Source organism: Arthrobacter sp. TmtSoilC51 (assembly GCF_055388015.1).
This window is the reverse complement of record NZ_AP035877.1, coordinates 1,699,343-1,718,875: the sequence shown is the minus strand read 5'-3', so window position 1 is coordinate 1,718,875 and position 19,533 is coordinate 1,699,343. Positions and strand designations below refer to the sequence as shown.

The window sequence follows — 19,533 nt, the reverse complement described above, 5'->3', positions numbered from 1 at the left end:
CCTCAGGGAAGGTCCAGATTTACTTGGCTGCTTCGGCTTCGCCGGATGCAGCTTCAGTAGCGGGAGCTTCAGCAGCCTCGGCGGCCGGAGCTTCTTCAGCCTTGCTGCCCTCAAGGAGTTCGCGCTCCCACTCGGCCAGCGGCTCTTCCGGAGCCTCGGTGGTGCCGGTGGCGCGCTGGTTGCGGGCGATGAGGCCCTCAGCTACGGCGTCAGCAACAACGCGGGTGAGCAGGTTGACGGAGCGGATGGCGTCGTCGTTGCCCGGGATCGGGAAGTCGACTTCGTCGGGGTCGCAGTTGGTGTCCAGGATGGCAACAACCGGGATGTTCAGCTTCTTGGCTTCGTCGACAGCAAGGTGTTCCTTCTTGGTGTCAACAACCCACAGAACAGACGGGGCCTTGGTCAGGTTGCGGATACCACCGAGGTTGGACTCAAGCTTGGTGAGTTCGCGCTTGAGGAGCAGGAGCTCCTTCTTGGTGTAACCGGAGCCGGCGACGTCCTCGAAGTTGATCTCTTCGAGTTCCTTCATGCGCTGGATACGCTTGGCGACGGTCTGGAAGTTGGTGAGCATACCGCCCAACCAACGCTGGTTGACGTACGGCTGGCCAACGCGGGTAGCCTGCTCGGCAATTGCTTCCTGAGCCTGCTTCTTGGTGCCGACGAACAGGACGGTGCCGCCGTGGGCGACAGTAGCCTTGACGAACTCGTAGGCGCGGTCGATGTAGGACAGCGACTGCTGGAGGTCGATGATGTAGATGCCGTTGCGCTCCGTGAAGATGAAGCGCTTCATCTTCGGGTTCCAACGACGGGTCTGGTGTCCAAAGTGGACGCCGCTGTCAAGCAGCTGGCGCATAGTTACGACGGGCATGCCGACGCTCCTTCCGGCAGGTCATTCATGAGAGAGCCCATGGGGCTGCTCTTACCCTGCCAATAGTTGACGGTTGTTTAGCCTTTGCCCGGACGGGCGCGGCTCCTGGCATCCATTGCACTTCTCATCCGGAGTGGGGCCAAAAGGCTCAACCGGACCGCAAGAGGCACAATCCTCCGCAGCCTAAAGCCAAGAGGCTTCGCTGGTGAAGGGCTGGATACGCGTAGTCAGCTCGGGACCCTCACATATCTGAATGAGACATGCTCCTGAATTAGCTTGAGGGCACAGCAAACTGCTCCACCAAGTGTACTACAGCAGCACCAGTCGTTTGACCGGCCGAACGGGGACGTTATCCACATAGGACAGCCCGGGGATGGCCCTGCAGAGATGCAACGGAAAGCCTTGGCACATGGCCATTTTGAAGCTTTCCATTTCCCTGCTCGTCCTCGCCGCGACTGTGGCTGGAATCCCCGGCGCAGCCGCTCCTACAGGGGCGCGGTGGAGCTGGCCCCTCTCCCCCAAGCCCGGCGTCCTTCGGACGTTCGATCCGCCGGACAAGCCGTGGCTCAGCGGGCACCGCGGCGTAGACCTGGGGCCAGCGTTCGACGGCGTTTTGGTCGCCTCGCCTGCCGACGGCGTGGTGACCTTTGCCGGCGTCGTTGTTGACCGTCCGGTTCTCACGATCGATCATGGCGACGGCCTCCGGAGCAGCTTTGAACCCGTGACGAGTGAGCTGAAGCCCGGGGATTCCGTACATAAGGGCCAGCCCATTGGCTCCCTGGCGCCGGGGCACTGCGGCGGAACACCCTGCCTTCATTGGGGCGTCCGCCACGGCGAGGACTACGTCAACCCCTTGGGATTCGTGGAAGACCTGAGACCATCCATCCTGCTGCCTTCGGACTAGTCCCCACCGCCAAAGGACCAGCTAGACGATCGCGGACACGCCGGTGATGGCGCGCCCGGTCACCAGGGTGTTGATCTCGTGGGTGCCTTCATAGGAGTAGATGGCCTCGGCGTCGGAGAAGATCTTGGCCATTTCATAATCCGTGACAATGCCGTTGCCGCCCAGGATGCCGCGGCCAAGGGCAACACTTTCACGCATGCGTGCGGTAGTGAATGCCTTCGCCAATGCCGACTGCTCGTCCTTTGCGGCACCCGCATCCTCAAGCTGCGCCAAACGGACCATCATGCCCATTGAAGCCACTACATTGCCCAGGATCTGAACCAACTGGTTCTGGACCAGCTGGAAGGCCGCCAAGGGCCTGCCAAACTGCTGGCGCTCCACTGCATAGGCCCGGGCCACATCAAAGGCGGCCAGCTGAAGCCCTACGGCTTGCCAGGCGACGGCAAGGCGGGTGACCTTGAGCACCTTGTTGGTATCGCGGAAGCTGTTGGCATTGGCCAGCTTGAAGAAGTCCGGCACCACAACATTGTCCAGGGTGATGTCAGCGTTCTGGACAGTACGCAGGGAGATTTTGTTCTCGATCTTGCTTGCCGAGTATCCGGGGAGCGAGGTGTCCACGAGGAATGCCTTGACCTGGTTGTCGGCCACATCCCGCGCGTAGATGACCACCCATTGGGAGAACGTGGCGTTGCCGATCCAGCGCTTTGCGCCATTGAGGATCCAGCTGTCCCCGTCACGCTGTGCGGTGGTCCGGGTTCCACCGGCCACATCTGAACCACCCAGGGGCTCGGTCAGGCCGAAGGCGCCGATCTTCTTCAGGGAGTAAATATCCGGAAGCCAGGCATCCTTCTGCTCCTGGGAGGCCAAGGCCTCGATAGAGCCCGTGAACAGGCCGTCATGCACTCCCATGAACGTGGCGATCGATGCATCGGCACGGGTCACTTCAGCATGGAGGATGCCCGCAAACAGATTGGAGTAACCCTGCCGGCGCACCGGACTGACCAGATCGAGTTCCGCGAGCTTGGGAATGAGGTCCATTGGGAATTCGGCGCGGTTCCAGCAGTCCACGGCGATGGGCTTGACCTCGCGGGCCAGGAACTGGCGAACCTCGGCCAGGCGATCCTGCTCCTTGCCCGTCAGCAATTGCTCAAAGGCGTAAAAGTCACCATCGGCATAAGGGAGGTTGTTGGCATCGAATGCAGCGTTGGACATATGCGCTCCTTCAAGGATGGCGGCCACCTGCCACCACGTCATGACCCCGGAAGTTACCGGCGAGTAGAAAGTTACTGATGAGTAACATACCGCACGCCGGTGGTGTACCGCAATGAAGGCGAGGGTGGGACCGGAAACGCAAAGGAGCCGCGGCTAACGTCTGAAACGTCAACCACGGCTCCCGTGTAAATGTAGGGCTACTCGGACTTGAACCGAGGACCTTAGGATTATGAGTCCCGCGCTCTAACCAGCTGAGCTATAGCCCCGTGATGCCCGTCCGGCCGCTGAAGAAGCAGCAGTAGGGGCAAATGCACTCTAGCAATACTAATAGCTGCGTGAGAGTGCTTTTGTCACACCACCTTGTCCTCGTACGAAGCACCCCGGTAGAGGTCCTCGAACGTCTGGAGTGTCCCGTTGATGCTGTGGGGCTCCACCATTTCGCGGCTCACCTTGCCCATGGCCTTAAGTTGGTCCTCGGGAAGCTCCACCAGCTTGGTAATCTTCGCTGCGAGCTCTGTGCTGTCGTTCGGCGTGAACAGGTATCCGTTTTCGCCGTCTCGGACCAAGTGCGGGAGCGCCATGGCATTTGCCAACAGCACCGGCGTGGAGGCCGACATGGCTTCGAGCGTCACCAACGATTGAAGTTCAGCCGTGCCGGGCATGCAGAAAATATCGGCCTTGATGTAGGCCTCGCGCAGCTCTTCATCGCTTGCCAGTCCAAGGAACTTCACCCGATCCCCCAAGCCAAGCTTGGCCACCTGTGCCTCCAAGGCCGGGCGGACTTCGCCGCCGCCAACGATCTCCAAGTGGATGTTGAGCTCGCGCGGGGTCTTGGCCACGGCGTCGATCAGTACATTGACGTGCTTCTCTTCCGCAAGCCGTCCCGCGAAAAGAACAGTGGGGTTGGCGTGGGGTTCAATCGTCTCGCCCGGCTTCAGCTCATAGGCGGCAGCGTCAATGCCGTTGGACAGGGGCAGGACCTTCCGGAGGAACGCGTGCTGGTGCATGGCCTTGGCCGCCAGAGGGGTAGGTGTTGTGACGACGTCCGCCTGGCCCATCACCTTGCCCATATCCTTCCAGGAGATACGGCCCACGATGTCCTTGAACCACTGCGGGAAAGGCAGGAACGGGTTCAGGTTTTCAGGCATGAAGTGGTTGGTGGCAACAACCCTGATGCCACGCTTTACAGCTTCATAAAGTACGTGCTCGCCAATCATGTAATGGCTTTGAATGTGCACCACGTCCGGTTGGACCCTGTCGAACAGGAGGGTGATTTCCTTCTTGATTTCCCAAGGGAAGCAGATGCGGAAGTATTCGTGGGTGAACACTCCATGCGAGCGGAGGCGGTGCACCGTGGCCTCGTCACGGAACTCCGTGTAGCTCTTGCCCGTGTCCGGACGGCAGGCCAACACGTGCACGTTGTGTCCGCGCGCGGTCATTCCCTTGGCCAGGCGATAGCCGAACTGCGCAGCACCGTTCAAATGCGGCGGGTAGGTATCCGCCGCGATCAGGATAGTAAGGGGTTTGTTGGTGTCGGGAATGGTCACGTGGAGAACTCCTGATGGTCACGGTGCGGAACAGCGTTGCACGGGTCAATGCTGTGGTGTCGCCGGGTTGCCGGACCGCTGCGAAGCGGTGGCGCAAGTTAAAGCGATGGTAAAGCCCTGCCCTAGGCCTTCCGGCTTGCAGCCGCCTTCGCGTCCTTCTTACGCTTGGTGACTTCCGGATGGTGGCGGCTCAAGGCAATAACCCCCACGATAGCAAGGGAAGCTGCAGCAGCCATGCCGATTGCCATCACAGCGTGGACATCGGGACGAAGCTCACCAAGGATGACGATGCCGATGGCGATGCCTACCATGGGGTCCACGACGGTGAGTCCGGCGATGACCAAATCGGGTGGGCCACCTGAATAGGCGCTCTGGACAAACCACGATCCCAGGCCGCCGGCCGCCACGATTGCAATGAGCGTGTACCACTGCACATTGAACAGGAACAGGCCGTTGGGATCCAGCAGGTGCTTGCCGATGATCCGGGTCAGGACGGCCACGAACCCAAACAGCACGCCCGCGCCCACGATGTACACGAAGGCGCTCATGCGGTGTTTGAACAGCACCGCAAGGGTGCCGAAAAGACCCACGGCCAGAGCCAGGAGCAGCACGATTGTCAGTTCGTCTTCGGCGTTAACGTGGTGGTTTTCCTGCGTGACATTAACAGCCAGGAGCACGAACAAGGCGGACCCGGTGACACACGCGCTGATGGCCACCACGGTGGCACGGTTGATGCTCAGGCCTTGGTCCTTGGCATTGACCACCGTGGTGATGACCAGCGCGATCGCACCAATTGGTTGCACCACAGTCAAGGGTGCTGATACGAGGGCGATGGCGTTCATCACCATGCCAAGGCATAACAGCAAAAGCCCAAGCATCCATCGTGGATTGCGCAGAAGCCGCAGGAACCCGTTGGAACTCAAGGCCAGGCCGCCGGTATCGGCCTTGACCGCGCTCCCCTGGCGTTGGGCGCCAATGGCAAGGAAAAAGGCACCAAGTACGGCAAGGAAAACCGCCAGCCAGACCATCAGCCGTGTCCGCCGTCGTTGGCCCGCAGTTCCTTGCCCTTACGCAAGATGGCCCAGTAATAGTTGTAGGCCGCAATCCAGTGGCCCAGCAGTCCAAGGCCGAGGAAAACCCAAGCCGCGGCGAAGTAGGCGTCCGTGTAGGGAATCGGTAATTTGGAAAGAACCAGCAACGGCGTGCCCACCAGCAGGAGCCCTGTGCGGATCTTGCCGATGATGCTGACAGGAAGGTCCGGATGGCTTCGGAAGTAGATCAGCGAGGCAATAGCCAGAATGGCGTCCGGCACCACCAGCGCCGCCAGGTACCACCACTGCACGACGCCGGCAATCGCCAAAGTGACTGCCACGGCTATGAGCGCCGCCCGGTCCGCCAGGGGGTCCAGTATCCGGCCCAGCTTGGAGGTTTGGTCGAAGCGGCGGGCGATATACCCATCCACCCAGTCCGTGCTGCCCATGATGACCAGCACGAGCACAGCAAAGCCGTACTCCTTCTGCCACAGGACCAGCCACACAAAAAGTGGGACGCCCATGAAGCGGAGAACGGTGAGCACGTTGGGAACAGTAAAGATGAGGTCGTGGTCCACTTGGGGACGGCCCGGGTGCGATCCTGCGCCGATAAACCTCATGGTGTCCCCCTTCCTCTACTCCAGTGTGTGCGGTACCGCGGCAGGCTGCTACTTCTTCAGCAGCTTTCGCAGGGCAACCACGAAGACCGCGGCAGCGGCAGCAAAGGCCACGAGGTCCTTCCACCGGGAAGCGAGGCGTCCAGTGAAGTCCTCGGGGACGGCGTCGCCCAGGCCAGCGAACTTCGCTGAAGCAAAGTCCCTTCCTTCCTGGAACTTCACAGTGGCGGTGTCCAGCAAAGCCTGGCTCTGTTTCTTGACGTCCAACTGTTCGCCAAGCTCGTCTCGGACGCCGGTGAGGTGTTCGCGCCGCTTGTCCAGGCGCCGGCGGAGTTCTGCCTCGGTGGGTGCCTTGACGGCGTCCGCTTCCTTGGCAGCTTCCTTGGCAGCCTTTTCTGCTTTCGCCTTTTCAGCGGCTGCTTCCTTAGCTGCCTTCGCCGCCTTGGCAGCGGGCGAATTGGGATCGAGGATGGACTCGTCGAAGGCCGAGCCTTCCTTCATAATTCCCAGATCATGTTTGAGGCCACGGATGGTGTCCTCGGGGACCAAGGGCATGGCCTTCTTGAACTTGGCAACGCCGATCAAGGCCCCGAGTGCAATGATCACGAGGAAGACCGCGGCAACAATCAGCGCCGCGAGCCAACCAGGCATGATGGTTGCCAAACCTAGAATCGCGGCCACGACCAGCGCGATCACAAGGAGGGACATAAAAACAAGGGCCACGCCGAAGAACGCGCCGGCCACGCCAACCTGGGTGGCCTTGCGCTTGAGTTCGACCTTTGCCAAGGCGATTTCGTCGTTGAGTTGCCTGGGAGCCAAACGGGCAACGAGCTTGAGGGTCTTCGGCAAAGTACGGATGGCTGGTCTCGTGCTGGTCCGGCCGGTGTGACGTCCACTCATTGGGTTCCGCCTAACTGCTTCCTCTGGGCATCGTGTCGGGCGAACGCGGCCGGAGAAACATCGCCGCGGGCACCTGTCCTCAAAACTATCATTCAGGTTCCGGCTCAACTTTCGCCGATGGCACCGCGGCGCGCCTGACGTAGCTGCATAAATATGATGTGACGGCCATAGGATAGATAATCGTGACCAATCCCATAGCTCCGGGCGATTCCCTGAGCCGACGCGAAAAGCTTGTTTACATTGTCCTTCTGGGTGCCCTGACCGCTTTGGGGCCCTTCACCGTGGATCTCTACCTGCCTGCGTTCCCTGCGCTGGAGGAGAGTTTTGGTGTCTCAGCCACGGCGATCCAGCTGACTTTGACCGGTACTACCGTTGGGTTTGGCCTTGGCCAGTTGGTGGTTGGTCCCTTCAGCGACAAGTTTGGCCGCCGCCTGCCGTTGATCCTCGCCACGGCCCTCCATATCGGGTCATCGGTGGGCGCAGCGTTGGCTACGGACATCGGGCTGCTCTCCCTCTTCCGCGTGCTCATGGGTATCGGCGCCGCGGGCGGCGGCGTTGTCGCGATGGCGATGGTCCGTGACCTCTTCCACGGCTATTCGATGGTCCGCATGTTCTCCCGGATGTCCCTGGTCAACGGGCTGGCCCCAATCCTTGCCCCCATCATCGGTTCCCAGTTGTTGCTGGTGTTCCCATGGCCCGGCATCTTCTACTTCCTGGCCAGCTACGGCACGTTGGTGATCCTGGCCGCGATTTTCTTCATTCGCGAAACCCTCCCAGCGGAACGGCGTGGGAAGAACACGGTCACGGTAAGGCAGCGCTACAAGACGGTACTGACGGACCGGATCTTTGTGGGCATGTTGATGGTGGGCAGCCTTAACTTCGGCGGCCTGTTCGCCTACCTCTCCGCCTCCACCTTCCTGTTCCAGAACATTTATGAATTCTCGCCCCAGGAGTACGGCATCCTTTTCGGCATCAATTCGCTGGGCATCGTGTCAGGGGTCCAGATCAGCTCGAGGTTGATCCGGCGCGTGGCTCCGCAGTGGATCGTCGCAGGAGCCACGGTGTTTATGCTGCTCATGGCTGCCCTGATCATCGTGCTCGATCTCTTCCACGTGGGTCTGTGGGGCATCCTGGTTCCACTGTGGTTCTACATCTGCGCCACAGGCTTCATGTTCCCCTGCGTCCAGGTCCTCTCCCTGGCGAACCACGGAGCCCAAGCGGGTACGGCGGCCTCGCTCCTGGGCGCAGCGCAATTCATGATGGCAGGCATTGTCCCGCCGGTGGTTGGCTGGCTGGGTGTCAGCTCGGCGGTCCCCATGGGTGCCGTCCAGGCTGTCTGTATCACTGGAGCGATTGCGGCACTGTGGCTGGTGGTCCGCCCGTGGACAGTCCCCTCAATCCATTAGGCCCCTCAATCCATTAGGCCCCTCAATCCATTAGTTCGGCATTTCACTTGAACCCGACCGTAGGCTGTGACCATGACCAAGAAACCGCACCGCAACGGTAGGGGCCTTTTCCTCGGGGCCGTGCTTGGCGCCGTCGTCGGGGCACTGTTGGGCCGCCTCGCCGGGAGTGCGCTGTTCGGGGCGGTTCTTGGCGCCGTCATCGGAGCCGCTTTGCTGTACCGGGTGAACCCCGGCCCCTGGAACCGGGAGTAACGCAGACCACCAAAGCCCCTCCCCTTCGGGCGCGTGGCAGGGCAGAATGGTGGCCAGCCGGGGGTTACCCCCGCTTCGCCGGTGAAGGGGACATCACATGAGTGCGGCTGTGGGATATAGGGGCACTATTCGCGGCCTGGCGACCGCACGGCGGCTACCCCTGACTTTGGGACTAGTGCTGTTCATTTGGGTTGTGGGCGCAGTTTCCGGGAGCCTTCTCGCCGGCCCGAACGAGACACTTCTGGAACAGGTCGGCCTGGGTTTGGCACTGGATCCGGGCCCGGCATGGTCAATGTTCACGTCATCCTTCTTTGCAACATCCTTGCTCGACTACCTGGCCTGCACTGTGATGGTCCTGCTGGGCGTGGGTATCGCCGAGCGGACCATTGGTCCTTGGCTGGCACTTGCAGCGTTTGTCTTCGGTTCTGCCCTGAGCGCCGTGGTGCTGATGGGGCTGGTTGCCTTTGGGACGGACAACAGCGACCAATGGCTGAGTTTCCTGGGTGGCGAATATGTTGTGGGCGCTTACGGTGGTGCCGCCGCTGCGTTGGGATGTTCGACGGCGGCACTTGAGGCATTGTGGCGTCGCCGCCTTCGGACCTGGTTGCTGGCCGCCACGCTCATGTTCGCGTTGTTTGTAGGGGTCGCCCAAACACTCCAGGCCCTTGCTGGCGCTGTCATCGGCATTGTGGCTGGCTGGGCCGTCCAGGCTCTGGTACTGCGGCGCCGTGCAGGCTCCCTTCATTCTTCGAGTCTTCGTGAGACCCGGTTCCTGGTGGGCACAGTGGTGGGTGTGTTCGCCCTTGGCCCCTTGCTCACGCAGTTAACGGGCACTTTGGAGGTCGGGCCGCTGTCTGTGGTGTCCGAAGTAATGCTCCAAGCAAGCCCCAGCGTGGATGAAGTACAGGAAGCCTGCGATAACGACAAGAGCTGCGTCACCCTGCAGAGCGTGGTGGGCGTGCAGAGTTTTGGCGCAACCATCCTGACACTGATCCCTGTGCTCTTGCTGCTGGTCTGTGCTGAAGGGCTGCGCCGCGGGCGTCGCCTCGCCTATCGGCTGACCCTCGTCATCCAGCTGTACCTGGCGTTCGTGACGATCCTGGCAATCGTGCAGTACGTGACGGATCCGGAAGTGACCCTTGGAAATGACGACATCGGTTACCTGTTGCTCTATGCCGTTCCAGCTGTCCTGGCGCCCCTGATCATCGCGGTCCTGCTGCTGGTTAACCGCCACAAATTCCGCGTGGAATCCAGCGACGCCGGATACCGGGTACTGGGCAGGACAACCCTCATCATGGCTGCTGTAGCGGTGGCCCTGTACGTGGTCTTCTGGTTCGTGGAGGGCAACCCGGCCCGCTCATCGCTGTGGGACCTGGCAGGCCAACTGACCCACATCCTTGTCCCCTTCCCCGTTCCGTTCGTCGTTGAACTGCCGCAGGGACTGCTGAGCACTGTTCTCTACGGACTGGGTGGGGACGTCATCTGGCTCTGCATCCTGTTGATGGTGCTGAACAATTTCCAGCGGTTCCGGATGTTGGCAAATGACCCTGCCGCGGATCTGGGACACACCCGCGAATTGCTTCACAATGGCGGCGGCAGCCTGTCCTGGATGGCCTTATGGGACAACAACCAATACTGGTTCACCCCGGACAGAAGGGCAGGCCTTGCCTATCAGGTGCACAACGGAGTGGCCCTGACTGTGGCGGGTCCGTTCGGGGCCCGCGAGCACCACACAGAGGCCGCAACAGGCTTCCTGGCCCATTGCGCGGCCCTGGGCCTCACACCGTGCTTCTATTCGGCCGCAGCGGAGCTTGACGAGGCCCTCCTACCCCGGGGCTTCCGCAAACTGGAGGTAGCGGAAGAAACCCTGCTGAATATCCAGGCCATGACGTTCAAGGGCAAGGAATGGCAGAACGTCAGGACCGCCTTGAACAGGGCTGAGAAGCTGTCCATCAAGGACTACTGGTACCACTATGCGCAGATGCCGCCCGGGATCCGGGCACAACTGGCAGAGATCTCGGAGGAGTGGGTGGCGGACAAGGCCCTCCCCGAGATGGGGTTCACGTTGGGCGGACTCGATGAACTGAAGGATCCCGAAGTCATGTGTTGCGTGGCAGTGGATGACGACGGCCTGGTCCATGGCGTAACAAGCTGGCTACCGGTTTTCACAGATGGCGTGGTATCGGGTTGGACGTTGGATTTCATGCGCCGCCGAACCACCGGGTTCAAAGGAGTCATGGAATTCCTGATCGCCTCTGCCGTGAATCACTTCAAGGACGACGTTCCCCGGATCTCGCTGTCAGGGTCCCCGCTGGCCAACGCCGGAGCCGGGACGGGCGATGGTGACGACCACAGCGCTTTGGACCGGGTCCTGGCGGTGCTGGGCAATGCGCTGGAGCCCATGTACGGCTTCAAGTCGCTGGCAGCTTTCAAGTCGAGATTCCAGCCCGAGCACCGCACCCTGTACATGTATTACCGGGACCCGTTGGCGTTGCCGTCCATTGGTCTTGCCGTTGGCTCCGCGTACTTGCCGGGGCTCTCCCCCTCACAGAGCGCCGGTTTGCTGCGGCAAATGGTGGCCCGGGAGCCCGCCGCGTGACCGCCGGACAAACGCGGCAGCCATGAAGGGCCTCCTGGAAATCGAGATCAGCGGCCCGGTGGTCATGACCATAGCCGTCGTCATCGGCGTCGGGCTTTTCCTGTTGCTGTTCCTCAGGCCGTCATCGCGCTGGGTCATTACCGCGGTGGTTGGCATTGTGGTGACAGCGGTGCTGGGCTGGTTTACGGTCTGGATCGTAGAGGATGTCCTGGACGTCTTCCACGTGGGCCTGACACCCCGGGTGTGGTTCTGGGTGATCACCGGCTTTGCTGCCCTTGGATTGGCGGTGGTCAGTTTTCGCCACAGTCCGCGATGGCGGAAGGTGGCGGCGGCACTATCCATCCCGGTATTCCTCCTGGTCACTGCGCTTGGCGTCAACATGGAGTTTGGCCTCAACAAGACGCTTGGTTCAGCGCTGGGAATTTCCACCGAGGAAGCCATCCAGCTGAGCAAGCCGGACCCGGACGCTCCCCTCCCGGCCGGGCCGCTCTGGCAGAACTGGAAACCGCCCGCAAACATGCCAACCAAGGGCGAGGTGGGAACGCAGGTCATTCCAGCCTCCGCCTCGGGTTTCAATGCCCGCCCTGCCGGGATCTACCTGCCGCCTGCGGCCCTTACGGAGAACCCTCCACGTTTGCCGTTGTTTGTCCTCATGATGGGCCAGCCGGGGCTTCCGGACCCCCAGTACGTTTCGTCCGCATTGGACGAATTTGCCGTGAAGAACAACGGCCTGGCACCCATCGCGATCGTGGCCGACCAGATCGGACCTGAGCAAGACGACACCCTGTGCCTGGACACAGCCAAGTACGGAAACGTGGAAAAGTACATCAACGTTGACGTGGTGAACTGGGCCAAAGCGAACCTGAACATCCTCCCGGACCGCGACCATTGGAGCATTGCCGGATACTCGAACGGTGGGCAGTGCGCCATCTCCTTCGCCCTCAAATACCCCACCTTGTGGGGCAACGTGGTGGATATCTCCGGCGAGGAGTTCCCCGGCGCGGAGGACCCCGCGGGCAACCTGGCCGAGATCTTTGGCGGCAACCAGGCAGCGTATGACGCCCAGAAGCCTATCAACATCATGAAGGGCAAACACTTTCCTGATACCACTGCCGTTTTCACCGTGGGCTCGGATGACGTGACATATGTGGCAGCTGCAAAGGCTGTCTCGGCAGCGGCGCGTGCTTCCGGCATGACGGTGACGTACTACGAGGTGCCAAATGGCGGGCACGTGGGCATCGCGTTGAACGCTGGCCTGACCAAGGGCTTCGAGGTGCTGTATCCGAGACTTGGCTTGTCCCCATAGGCAGCCCTGTTCCCGGCCCGTCCCCGGCGATAAAGTTGAGATGTGCCACATTGGCAAGAGCTGCAGCCGCTTCCGGCACCTTGGCAGCGACGGGATGAACGCATCCTGCCGTTGTGGTGGGACCGGCTGTGCTCCGTGACCAGTCCCCAGTCTGCGGCCCTCTATGCTGCCGGCCTCTTCACCGATGATCGCCGCCGGCCCATCGCCCAGTGGTACAACCCCGAGGTGGACGCCGCCTTGCTGGTTGCCCCGGAGACCTCACCTGAGTGGCCCGTCCAGCGGTTTGGAATTTTCTATGCACCGCCGGGTGGTGGATTCAGCCGCGTCTACTCCGCTCCCCACGAGTGGCATCCGAGGGAACCCCGCACGCCTCCCACTGAACAGGAAGCCTTCCTGGCCGCAGTGGCGGAAGCAGCCCGCTTCCTTCAGGTGGAGATGGATTTCGTGTAAAAAAATGGACCCCGCACCAGTGTGAAACCGATGCGGGGCCCTTGCGCTCCTCCGACTGGACTTGAACCAGTAACCCTTCGATTAACAGTCGAATGCTCTGCCAATTGAGCTACGGAGGAATGAAGCGGTTATGACTTTAGCAAAGGTTTTAGGCGAATGCGAATCGGGCGGAGATACCCCCTGGGGGTATAAAAATACCCCCGTTCCGAGACACCGGAACGGGGGTATTGTGCGCTCCTCCGACTGGACTTGAACCAGTAACCCTTCGATTAACAGTCGAATGCTCTGCCAATTGAGCTACGGAGGAATGAAGCGGTTACTAGCTTAACAGGGCCCCGCCGGAAAACGAAATCGAGCGCCGGGCCTGCGTCCGGGGGCCATCAGCAGGGAACGTCAGGAGTCCGAACGGAGAGCGCGGCGCTGCATTTCCAGCACCATCAGTTCGCGGTTCAGGCGCTGGAATTCCTCCGGAAATGCAGTTGCGTCAAGGCGCTGCAGCTGGCCCATCTTGTCAGCTTTGATGCGCGTGATCTGCAGTTCGAAAAGCCTCGCCAAAATGTCCCGGCAATACCGTTGCATGGCCTCCGGAGTACTGGCCGGCAAGGGAGTGACGGCCAGCTCGGAAACCAAGGGCCGCAAGGGCTCCGGAACTTCCTGCCGGATGTGCTCCACCCATGCCACCGGATCAGCCGCGTGTGCCAGCCCTGTGGCACGTACGGCTGCATGCACCGCCGCATATGCCGGCGTAGCAAAATGGGAAGCCTCGAAACGCTCCCAGGCACCGTCACCCAGGACTGAGGGCTCCTGCAGGACGACTTCCAGCGCTTGGCGCTCCATCCCTGCCACGGGGTCCCGCGGGTCGGGACGATTGAACACCTGGCCGTTCGACGGCGGGGCTGCCGGCGTCGTCGTGGGTTGTTCCGTAGCGCCGGGCGCACTACCGCCGGAAGCCGCGCGCTTGGCTGCCGCCCCAACGTAGCGGCTGACTTCCTCAATAGGCATGCCCAACCAGCCAGCGAGTTCGCGCGTATAGGCGGGCCGGATGCCGGAGTCGCGGATTTGCGCCACAACGGGCGCGGCTTCCCGCAACGCCGCGACGCGACCTTCCACGGTGTCCAGGTTGTGCCTCCGGAGCGATGCCCGGATGGCGAACTCGAACAGGGGCTTCCTGCTATCGATGAGTTCACGTACTGCGGCGTCGCCCTTGAGTTGCCGAAGATCACACGGATCAGCGCCAGTGGGCTCTACTGCGACGTACGTTTGCGCGACAAATCGCTGGTCCTCCTCGAAGGCGCGGAGGGCGGCCTTCTGGCCGGCAGCGTCTCCGTCGAAGGTGAAGACCACTTCTCCCCCGGTGCCGTCGTCCGAAAGCAGGCGCCGGGCGATCTTGATGTGTTCGGTGCCGAACGCCGTCCCGCAGGTGGCCACCGCCGTCGTGACTCCGGCCAAGTGGCAGGCCATGACGTCCGTGTACCCCTCAACCACCACCAACTGCCGGACCTTGGCGATGTTCCGCTTGGCGATGTCGATCCCGTAGAGGACCTGGGACTTCTTGTAGAGCGTGGTTTCGGGGGTGTTCAGGTACTTTGGGCCCTGGTCGTCCTCGTAGAGCTTGCGGGCGCCGAAGCCGATGGTGTCGCCCGCGATGTCCCGGATGGGCCAGATCAGCCGGCCACGGAAACGGTCGTAGATACCCCGGTTTCCTTCGGAAAACATGCCTGTAAGCCTCAGTTCAGCGTCGGTAAACCCACGGCCGCGCAGGTGCTTGAGGAGTGCGTCCCAGCCCTGCGGTGCATAGCCCACACCGAAGTGCTCGGCGGCCGCGCGGTCAAAGCCCCTGCCGTCGAGGAAGTTCCGGCCCTCGGCGGCACCGGGAGTCAGCAGTTGGGCGCGGAAGAATTCGTCCGCGATTTTGTGGGCGTCCAGCAGGCGCTGCCGCTTGCCCACTTCTTCGCGGCTTGGGCCCGTGCCGCCGTCCTCATAACGGAGTTCATAGCCGATCCTGGCAGCGAGCTTTTCGACTGCCTCATGGAAGGAGCTGTGGTCCATTTTCTGGACGAAGGAGATGGCATCCCCGTCCTCGCCGCAGCCAAAGCAGTGGTACCTGCCCACCTGCGGGCGGACTGTGAAGGATGGTGAGCGTTCGTCGTGGAAGGGGCACAGGCCCTTGAAACTTCCCAGGCCGGCGCTCTTGAGCGTGACGTAACCGTCAACGACTTCCTTGATATCCGTGCGCTGGCGTACTTCGTCGATATCTTCACGTTTGATCAAGCCAGCCACGTGACCATCCTAGTCGCTCAGGGAGGCCATGATAGCCGCTACCAGAGCGACGGCAGGCTCCCCACCAGGCGCTCGTACATGGCTAACGCAGACCCATCCGTCAGCGACGCCACCTGGTCAATCACTACCCGCAGACGCGCACCGTCGTCGGCCGCGTCACGCCAGTCAGCAGCGAACATCGGCTCAAGGTGGCGGTCACCTGTGGCGTTCAGGACGCCCACCAGGGCATGCAGCACTTCGCGCTGGCGTTCGTACACGGGCTGGCGGTGGTCCGTGGAAATGACGAACGTAGTAGCCAGGCCCTTGAGGACGGCGATCTCCGTCACAGTGTCCTCCGGGACCATCAGTTCCGCGCCGTAGCGGGTCAGGTTGGCAGGGCCAAAATGGTCCCTGGTGGTTTCCATGGCGCTTTGGCAGAACCGGCCGATGAGCTGGCTGGTCATGTCCTTCAGCGCAGCCATGGACTTTCGGCTGCCGTCGGCCTCGCGGACCCACACCTTGGTGGCCTCAAGCCGGGCAAGGGCAGCATCGATGTCAGCAGGATCGTTGTGCGGGAGGTACCACTGCTTGGTGTAGCCCACCACGCGGGCGCGGTGGTCCGGATTTTCCATCCACTTCAATTGGAAATGGCCAGCAACGATCGCGTCCTCAACGTCATGGACCGAGTAGGAAATATCGTCCGCAAGGTCCATCACCTGGGCCTCAATGCAGGAGCGGTTGCCCGGAGCGCCCTCCCGTAGCCACTCGAACACGGGAAGATCGTCCTCATATGCACCAAACTTGCTGGTGCGGTGGCCATGGATGACGGGGGCGTCGACGGCGGACCACGGGTACTTGGACGCGGCATCCAGGCTGGCGCGGGTCAGGTTGAGCCCGGCGGGCCTGCCGTCCTCGGCAAGGACTTTCGGTTCAAGGCGCGTCAACAACCTCAGTGTTTGCGCGTTGCCCTCGAAGCCGCCAATAGTATGTGCCACTTCGTTCAGGGCTGACTCACCGTTGTGGCCGAACGGTGGATGGCCGAGATCGTGGCTCAGGCACGCGGTATCCACGACGTCCGGGTCGCAGCCCAGCGAACGGCCAAGCTCACGGCCCACCTGGGCAACCTCGAGGCTGTGCGTCAGCCGGGTGCGAACGAAATCGTCCGTGTCCGGAGCAACAACCTGCGTTTTGGCACCCAGCCGCCGCAAGGCCGAGGAATGGAGCACCCGTGCCCGGTCGCGTTCAAAGTCGGAGCGGTAGTTGGTCTTTCGCGGCTCTTCCACCCACCGCGCAGAATCCGCTTCGGTGTAGCCCGGAATGGCCAGCACGTAGTCGTGCGGCGTTCCAGTGCGGCCCAGCATCGCTTCGGTTCCCATGGGTATCTGCCTCCTTCAAGCGCCGTTGTGTGGTGCCTCTTGAGCCAGTCTTACACGTGTGAAGCTAGCCTCCTGACACGTCCAGCTCTGCTGCGGAGATTTCGGCACTCTGTTCCGCGTTCAGCTGACGGCTCATGAGCCAGTCCTTGGGCAGGGCGGGCTTCTTAGGAGAACCGGCACGGCCTCGCGGCCCCTCGGAATCGATGCCCGGATAGGGCAAGTCCGTGTCCAGCTCTCCAAGGAGTTCACGAAGGACCTCGAGCGTGGGCACGGTGGCAAGTTTGGCGCGAAGCTCCCCACCCACCACATAACCCTTGAAGTACCAGGCCATGTGCTTGCGAATTTCCCGGAGTGCCTTGTATTCGTCGTTACCGAAGGTTTCCACCATGAGTTCCGCATGCCGGTAGACGCCCTCGGCAACTTCCCGCAGGCCCGGACGGTGGCGCTGGTCGCTGCCTTCGAACGCTGCTTGGAGATCACCGAACAACCACGGACGGCCCTGGCAGCCACGGCCCACAACGACGCCGTCCACACCGGTTTCCCGAACCATGCGGACCGCGTCCTCCGCCGACCAGATATCGCCATTGCCCAGCACCGGAATGTCGGGCAAGGCCTCACGAAGGCGGGCGATGGCGGACCAGTCTGCCTGGCCGGAGTAGAACTGCGCAGCCGTCCGACCGTGGAGGGCGACGGCGGCCACGCCGGAATCGCGGGCGATGCGGCCGGCGTCGAGGTACGTCAGGTGATCCTCGTCAATGCCCTTGCGCATCTTGATGGTGAGCGGGATGCCGCCCTTGGAGGCTTCCTTCACCGCGGTCTGCACGATGGCCGTAAAAAGATCGATCTTCCACGGCAGCGCGGAACCGCCGCCGCGGCGGGTGACCTTGGGCACCGGGCAGCCGAAGTTGAGGTCGATGTGGTCAGCGCGGTCTTCCTCGACGAGCATGCGGACTGCTGCGCCGACGGTTACGGGGTCAACACCGTAGAGCTGCACGGAACGGACTTTCTCGTCCTCATCATGGGAGATGATGCGCAACGATTCCGGAGTCCGTTCCACCAGCGCACGCGAGGTCACCATCTCGGCCACGTACAGGCCACCACCATATTCACGGCAGAGCCTGCGGAAGGCGGAGTTGGTAATGCCCGCCATGGGGGCAAGGATCACGGGAGTGTCCACGGTGATCCCACCGAGCTGCAAAGGCGGAAGCTCAAGCTTTGGGGCAGGGGGCGTTGCTACTACAGTCACCCATCCATTGTCGCAAATCGGGGCAAATCGACCGTTGGGAGCCCCCTGCGGCGCAGTTAACCCTGCTTCGGCGCGCTACGGCGCCGGGTCTGCCCTGTCGCCGCGCCGCTCCGCTTCCCTCTTGGCACGGCGGCTCCCCGGCCGCGCAGGCCGGGCTCCGCCGTCGAGCGTTTCCTCGCGGTCAGAACCGACGACGGCGGCCGCAGCGGCGAGCGCACCAGTGTCCTCGACGTCGTCCGGGTCGACGGAGCGTGCCGCCAGTGTGGCACTCTTCACGCCTGTCGCCTTGACCACGAGCACGGCAATCAGCGTAGTAACGGGAATGGCCAACACCAGGCCGATGGAGCCCACCAGTGTCCGGATGACTTCTTCGGACAACTCCGCGCTGGTCAGGGCCTCGGCGAGTGGGCGGTCGTAAAGCATCACGATGATGAGGATCGGAAGGGCCGCGCCAGCGTACGCGAAGGCGATGGTGTAAACGGTGGAAGCGATGTGGTCGCGGCCAATCCGCATCGCCGAGGAAAACAGCTTGCGGGCGCTGGTATTCGGGGCCAGTTCGTAGAGCTCCCAAACGGCCGAGGATTGTGTAATGGTGACGTCGTTGAGAACACCGAGGCCTGAGATGATGAGGCCGCACAGGATGATGCCGGAGATGGAAATCTTGTCCGACATATTTATCAGCGTCGCGGCGTCGTGGTCGCCTACGCCCGCAAGGTTGGCAGCGTCGGTTGCCCATGCCGCCAACAGCGCCGTAATGCCCAGGCCGAAGATGGTCCCCAACAGGGCCGTGGAGGTCCTTGCCGAGAATCCATGGGCGAAGTACAGGACCCCGATCATGATCACAGTGGAACCAACCAAAGCCAGCATGAGTGGCGGCTTCCCCTCCACAAGTCCCGGCAGGATGAAGCTGACCAGCACTGCATAGGCACCCACCAAGCCAAGGAGCGCCCGGAAGCCGCGCCAGCGCGCCACGGCGATCACTACCACCGCATAGAGGATGGCCAGCAGGGCGATCGGCAGGCTCCGCACGAAATCCACGAAAACGTACGACGGCGAGCCGTTGCCTTGCGCTGCGCCTTGGACACCGGAGAGGTTCAGGTATCGGATGGAGTCCCCCACATCCACGCCATGGGACTTGGCGACGTCCGGGTTGATCACCACCTTGACGGGGCTCCCGCCCTTGTCCGGCTGGGTAAAGGCAAAGGTGCAGTCGGATCCGCCGGACTGGCCTTGAACTGTTTGGCCTGGGTCCGTTTGGCTGGTTCCCGTCTGCCCTTGCGTGGACTGCCCAGTTTGTGTGCAGCTTTCCTGCACCACACTCTGGATCTTTCCGGTGTCGAACGTGACTCCCGGGGCAGCCTGGTAGGGACTCGCGAACGAGATTCCCTCCCGGCTGCCCGAGGGCCACATGACCATCATGGCGATGACCGTGAGCACGCCAAGCGGTACCAGTACCGCAGCCAACAGCCAGTTGGCGCGCTTCCGGGACGCAATTGCCTGTGGCGTTGGCTCGGAACCTTCAGTGTGACCGTGGGAGTGTCCGTGACCCATCAGCAGCAA

At 62.1% G+C, this 19,533-nt stretch carries 16 protein-coding genes and 3 tRNA genes; 6 read left to right on the top strand and 13 right to left on the bottom strand.

Translation table 11 applies throughout. From position 1 onward, the window contains the following. Positions 1-19: 19 nt before the first annotated feature. Positions 20-868 (bottom strand): 30S ribosomal protein S2, encoded by an 849-nt coding sequence (gene rpsB / locus ACZ5G6_RS07810; protein ID WP_223936495.1) that lies wholly within the window; start codon positions 866-868, stop codon positions 20-22. Positions 869-1,277: 409 nt separating this feature from the next. On the opposite strand from rpsB, the gene ACZ5G6_RS07805 reads away from it, so the two are divergent. Then, positions 1,278-1,772, top strand: a complete 495-nt coding sequence (locus ACZ5G6_RS07805) for a M23 family metallopeptidase (RefSeq protein WP_498690591.1) — start codon at positions 1,278-1,280, stop codon at positions 1,770-1,772. A gap of 21 nt (positions 1,773-1,793) precedes the next feature. Here the strand turns inward: ACZ5G6_RS07805 and ACZ5G6_RS07800 are convergent, their stop codons facing one another. The 6 genes from ACZ5G6_RS07800 to ACZ5G6_RS07775 form a co-directional block, all read right to left on the bottom strand. Further along, entirely contained in the window at positions 1,794-2,984 is a 1,191-nt protein-coding gene (locus tag ACZ5G6_RS07800) for an acyl-CoA dehydrogenase family protein (RefSeq protein ID WP_498690589.1), read from the bottom strand. A gap of 192 nt (positions 2,985-3,176) precedes the next feature. Then, a tRNA-Ile gene (locus ACZ5G6_RS07795) sits at positions 3,177-3,250 on the bottom strand. An 84-nt stretch (positions 3,251-3,334) separates the two neighbouring features. Beyond that, entirely contained in the window at positions 3,335-4,531 is a 1,197-nt protein-coding gene (locus ACZ5G6_RS07790; RefSeq protein WP_498690588.1) for a glycosyltransferase, read from the bottom strand. Positions 4,532-4,653: 122 nt separating this feature from the next. Beyond that, complete coding sequence (locus tag ACZ5G6_RS07785; RefSeq protein WP_223936491.1) at positions 4,654-5,559, bottom strand: DMT family transporter; 906 nt, start codon at positions 5,557-5,559, stop codon at positions 4,654-4,656. Then, positions 5,559-6,182 (bottom strand): CDP-alcohol phosphatidyltransferase family protein, encoded by a 624-nt coding sequence (locus tag ACZ5G6_RS07780; RefSeq protein ID WP_223936490.1) that lies wholly within the window; start codon positions 6,180-6,182, stop codon positions 5,559-5,561. The genes ACZ5G6_RS07785 and ACZ5G6_RS07780 overlap by 1 nt, the downstream gene beginning before the upstream one ends. 48 nt (positions 6,183-6,230) lie before the next feature. Further along, a complete protein-coding gene (locus ACZ5G6_RS07775) occupies positions 6,231-7,079 on the bottom strand; it encodes a phage holin family protein (RefSeq protein ID WP_223936489.1) in 849 nt (282 codons plus the stop codon). Positions 7,080-7,255: 176 nt separating this feature from the next. On the opposite strand from ACZ5G6_RS07775, the gene ACZ5G6_RS07770 reads away from it, so the two are divergent. The 5 genes from ACZ5G6_RS07770 to ACZ5G6_RS07750 all read left to right on the top strand — a co-directional run bounded on the left by ACZ5G6_RS07770 (position 7,256) and on the right by ACZ5G6_RS07750 (position 13,092). Then, the gene (locus ACZ5G6_RS07770; RefSeq protein WP_498691803.1) at positions 7,256-8,485 is read left to right on the top strand and encodes a multidrug effflux MFS transporter; all 1,230 of its coding nucleotides are present in this window, start codon (positions 7,256-7,258) and stop codon (positions 8,483-8,485) included. A 72-nt stretch (positions 8,486-8,557) separates the two neighbouring features. Further along, positions 8,558-8,737 (top strand): YMGG-like glycine zipper-containing protein, encoded by a 180-nt coding sequence (locus tag ACZ5G6_RS07765; RefSeq protein WP_223936488.1) that lies wholly within the window; start codon positions 8,558-8,560, stop codon positions 8,735-8,737. A 97-nt stretch (positions 8,738-8,834) separates the two neighbouring features. Then, complete coding sequence (locus ACZ5G6_RS07760; RefSeq protein ID WP_498690583.1) at positions 8,835-11,336, top strand: bifunctional lysylphosphatidylglycerol flippase/synthetase MprF; 2,502 nt, start codon at positions 8,835-8,837, stop codon at positions 11,334-11,336. Between the two features lie 22 nt (positions 11,337-11,358). Then, the gene (locus tag ACZ5G6_RS07755) at positions 11,359-12,642 is read left to right on the top strand and encodes an alpha/beta hydrolase (protein WP_498690581.1); all 1,284 of its coding nucleotides are present in this window, start codon (positions 11,359-11,361) and stop codon (positions 12,640-12,642) included. Between the two features lie 42 nt (positions 12,643-12,684). After that, positions 12,685-13,092: a hypothetical protein gene (locus ACZ5G6_RS07750; RefSeq protein ID WP_223936485.1), complete on the top strand. Its 408-nt coding sequence runs from the start codon at positions 12,685-12,687 to the stop codon at positions 13,090-13,092. 46 nt (positions 13,093-13,138) lie between these two features. Here the strand turns inward: ACZ5G6_RS07750 and ACZ5G6_RS07745 are convergent. The 6 genes from ACZ5G6_RS07745 to ACZ5G6_RS07720 form a co-directional block, all read right to left on the bottom strand. Next, a tRNA-Asn gene (locus ACZ5G6_RS07745) sits at positions 13,139-13,211 on the bottom strand. A 115-nt stretch (positions 13,212-13,326) separates the two neighbouring features. After that, a tRNA-Asn gene (locus ACZ5G6_RS07740) sits at positions 13,327-13,399 on the bottom strand. 86 nt (positions 13,400-13,485) lie between these two features. Next, positions 13,486-15,372 carry a DNA primase gene (gene dnaG, locus ACZ5G6_RS07735; protein ID WP_223936484.1) on the bottom strand — a complete coding sequence of 629 codons (1,887 nt, stop codon included), beginning with the start codon at positions 15,370-15,372 and terminating at the stop codon, positions 13,486-13,488. 38 nt (positions 15,373-15,410) lie between these two features. Continuing rightward, positions 15,411-16,727: a deoxyguanosinetriphosphate triphosphohydrolase gene (locus tag ACZ5G6_RS07730; RefSeq protein WP_223936483.1), complete on the bottom strand. Its 1,317-nt coding sequence runs from the start codon at positions 16,725-16,727 to the stop codon at positions 15,411-15,413. Positions 16,728-16,791: 64 nt separating this feature from the next. Then, positions 16,792-17,973 (bottom strand): tRNA dihydrouridine synthase DusB, encoded by a 1,182-nt coding sequence (dusB, locus tag ACZ5G6_RS07725; protein WP_223936482.1) that lies wholly within the window; start codon positions 17,971-17,973, stop codon positions 16,792-16,794. A gap of 75 nt (positions 17,974-18,048) precedes the next feature. Further along, a complete protein-coding gene (locus ACZ5G6_RS07720; RefSeq protein WP_223936481.1) occupies positions 18,049-19,524 on the bottom strand; it encodes a YibE/F family protein in 1,476 nt (491 codons plus the stop codon). Positions 19,525-19,533 lie beyond the last annotated feature (9 nt).

Excerpts from the sequence above, each read along its gene's own strand:
- rpsB (WP_223936495.1), bottom strand. The coding sequence starts at position 868 with ATGCCCGTCGTAACTATGCGCCAGCTGCTTGACAGCGGCGTCCACTTT.
- ACZ5G6_RS07805 (WP_498690591.1), top strand. The coding sequence starts at position 1,278 with ATGGCCATTTTGAAGCTTTCCATTTCCCTGCTCGTCCTCGCCGCGACT.
- ACZ5G6_RS07800 (WP_498690589.1), bottom strand. The coding sequence starts at position 2,984 with ATGTCCAACGCTGCATTCGATGCCAACAACCTCCCTTATGCCGATGGT.
- ACZ5G6_RS07785 (WP_223936491.1), bottom strand. The coding sequence starts at position 5,559 with ATGGTCTGGCTGGCGGTTTTCCTTGCCGTACTTGGTGCCTTTTTCCTT.
- ACZ5G6_RS07780 (WP_223936490.1), bottom strand. The coding sequence starts at position 6,182 with ATGAGGTTTATCGGCGCAGGATCGCACCCGGGCCGTCCCCAAGTGGAC.
- ACZ5G6_RS07775 (WP_223936489.1), bottom strand. The coding sequence starts at position 7,079 with ATGAGTGGACGTCACACCGGCCGGACCAGCACGAGACCAGCCATCCGT.
- ACZ5G6_RS07765 (WP_223936488.1), top strand. The coding sequence starts at position 8,558 with ATGACCAAGAAACCGCACCGCAACGGTAGGGGCCTTTTCCTCGGGGCC.
- ACZ5G6_RS07760 (WP_498690583.1), top strand. The coding sequence starts at position 8,835 with ATGAGTGCGGCTGTGGGATATAGGGGCACTATTCGCGGCCTGGCGACC.
- ACZ5G6_RS07755 (WP_498690581.1), top strand. The coding sequence starts at position 11,359 with ATGAAGGGCCTCCTGGAAATCGAGATCAGCGGCCCGGTGGTCATGACC.
- ACZ5G6_RS07730 (WP_223936483.1), bottom strand. The coding sequence starts at position 16,727 with ATGGGAACCGAAGCGATGCTGGGCCGCACTGGAACGCCGCACGACTAC.
- ACZ5G6_RS07720 (WP_223936481.1), bottom strand. The coding sequence starts at position 19,524 with ATGGGTCACGGACACTCCCACGGTCACACTGAAGGTTCCGAGCCAACG.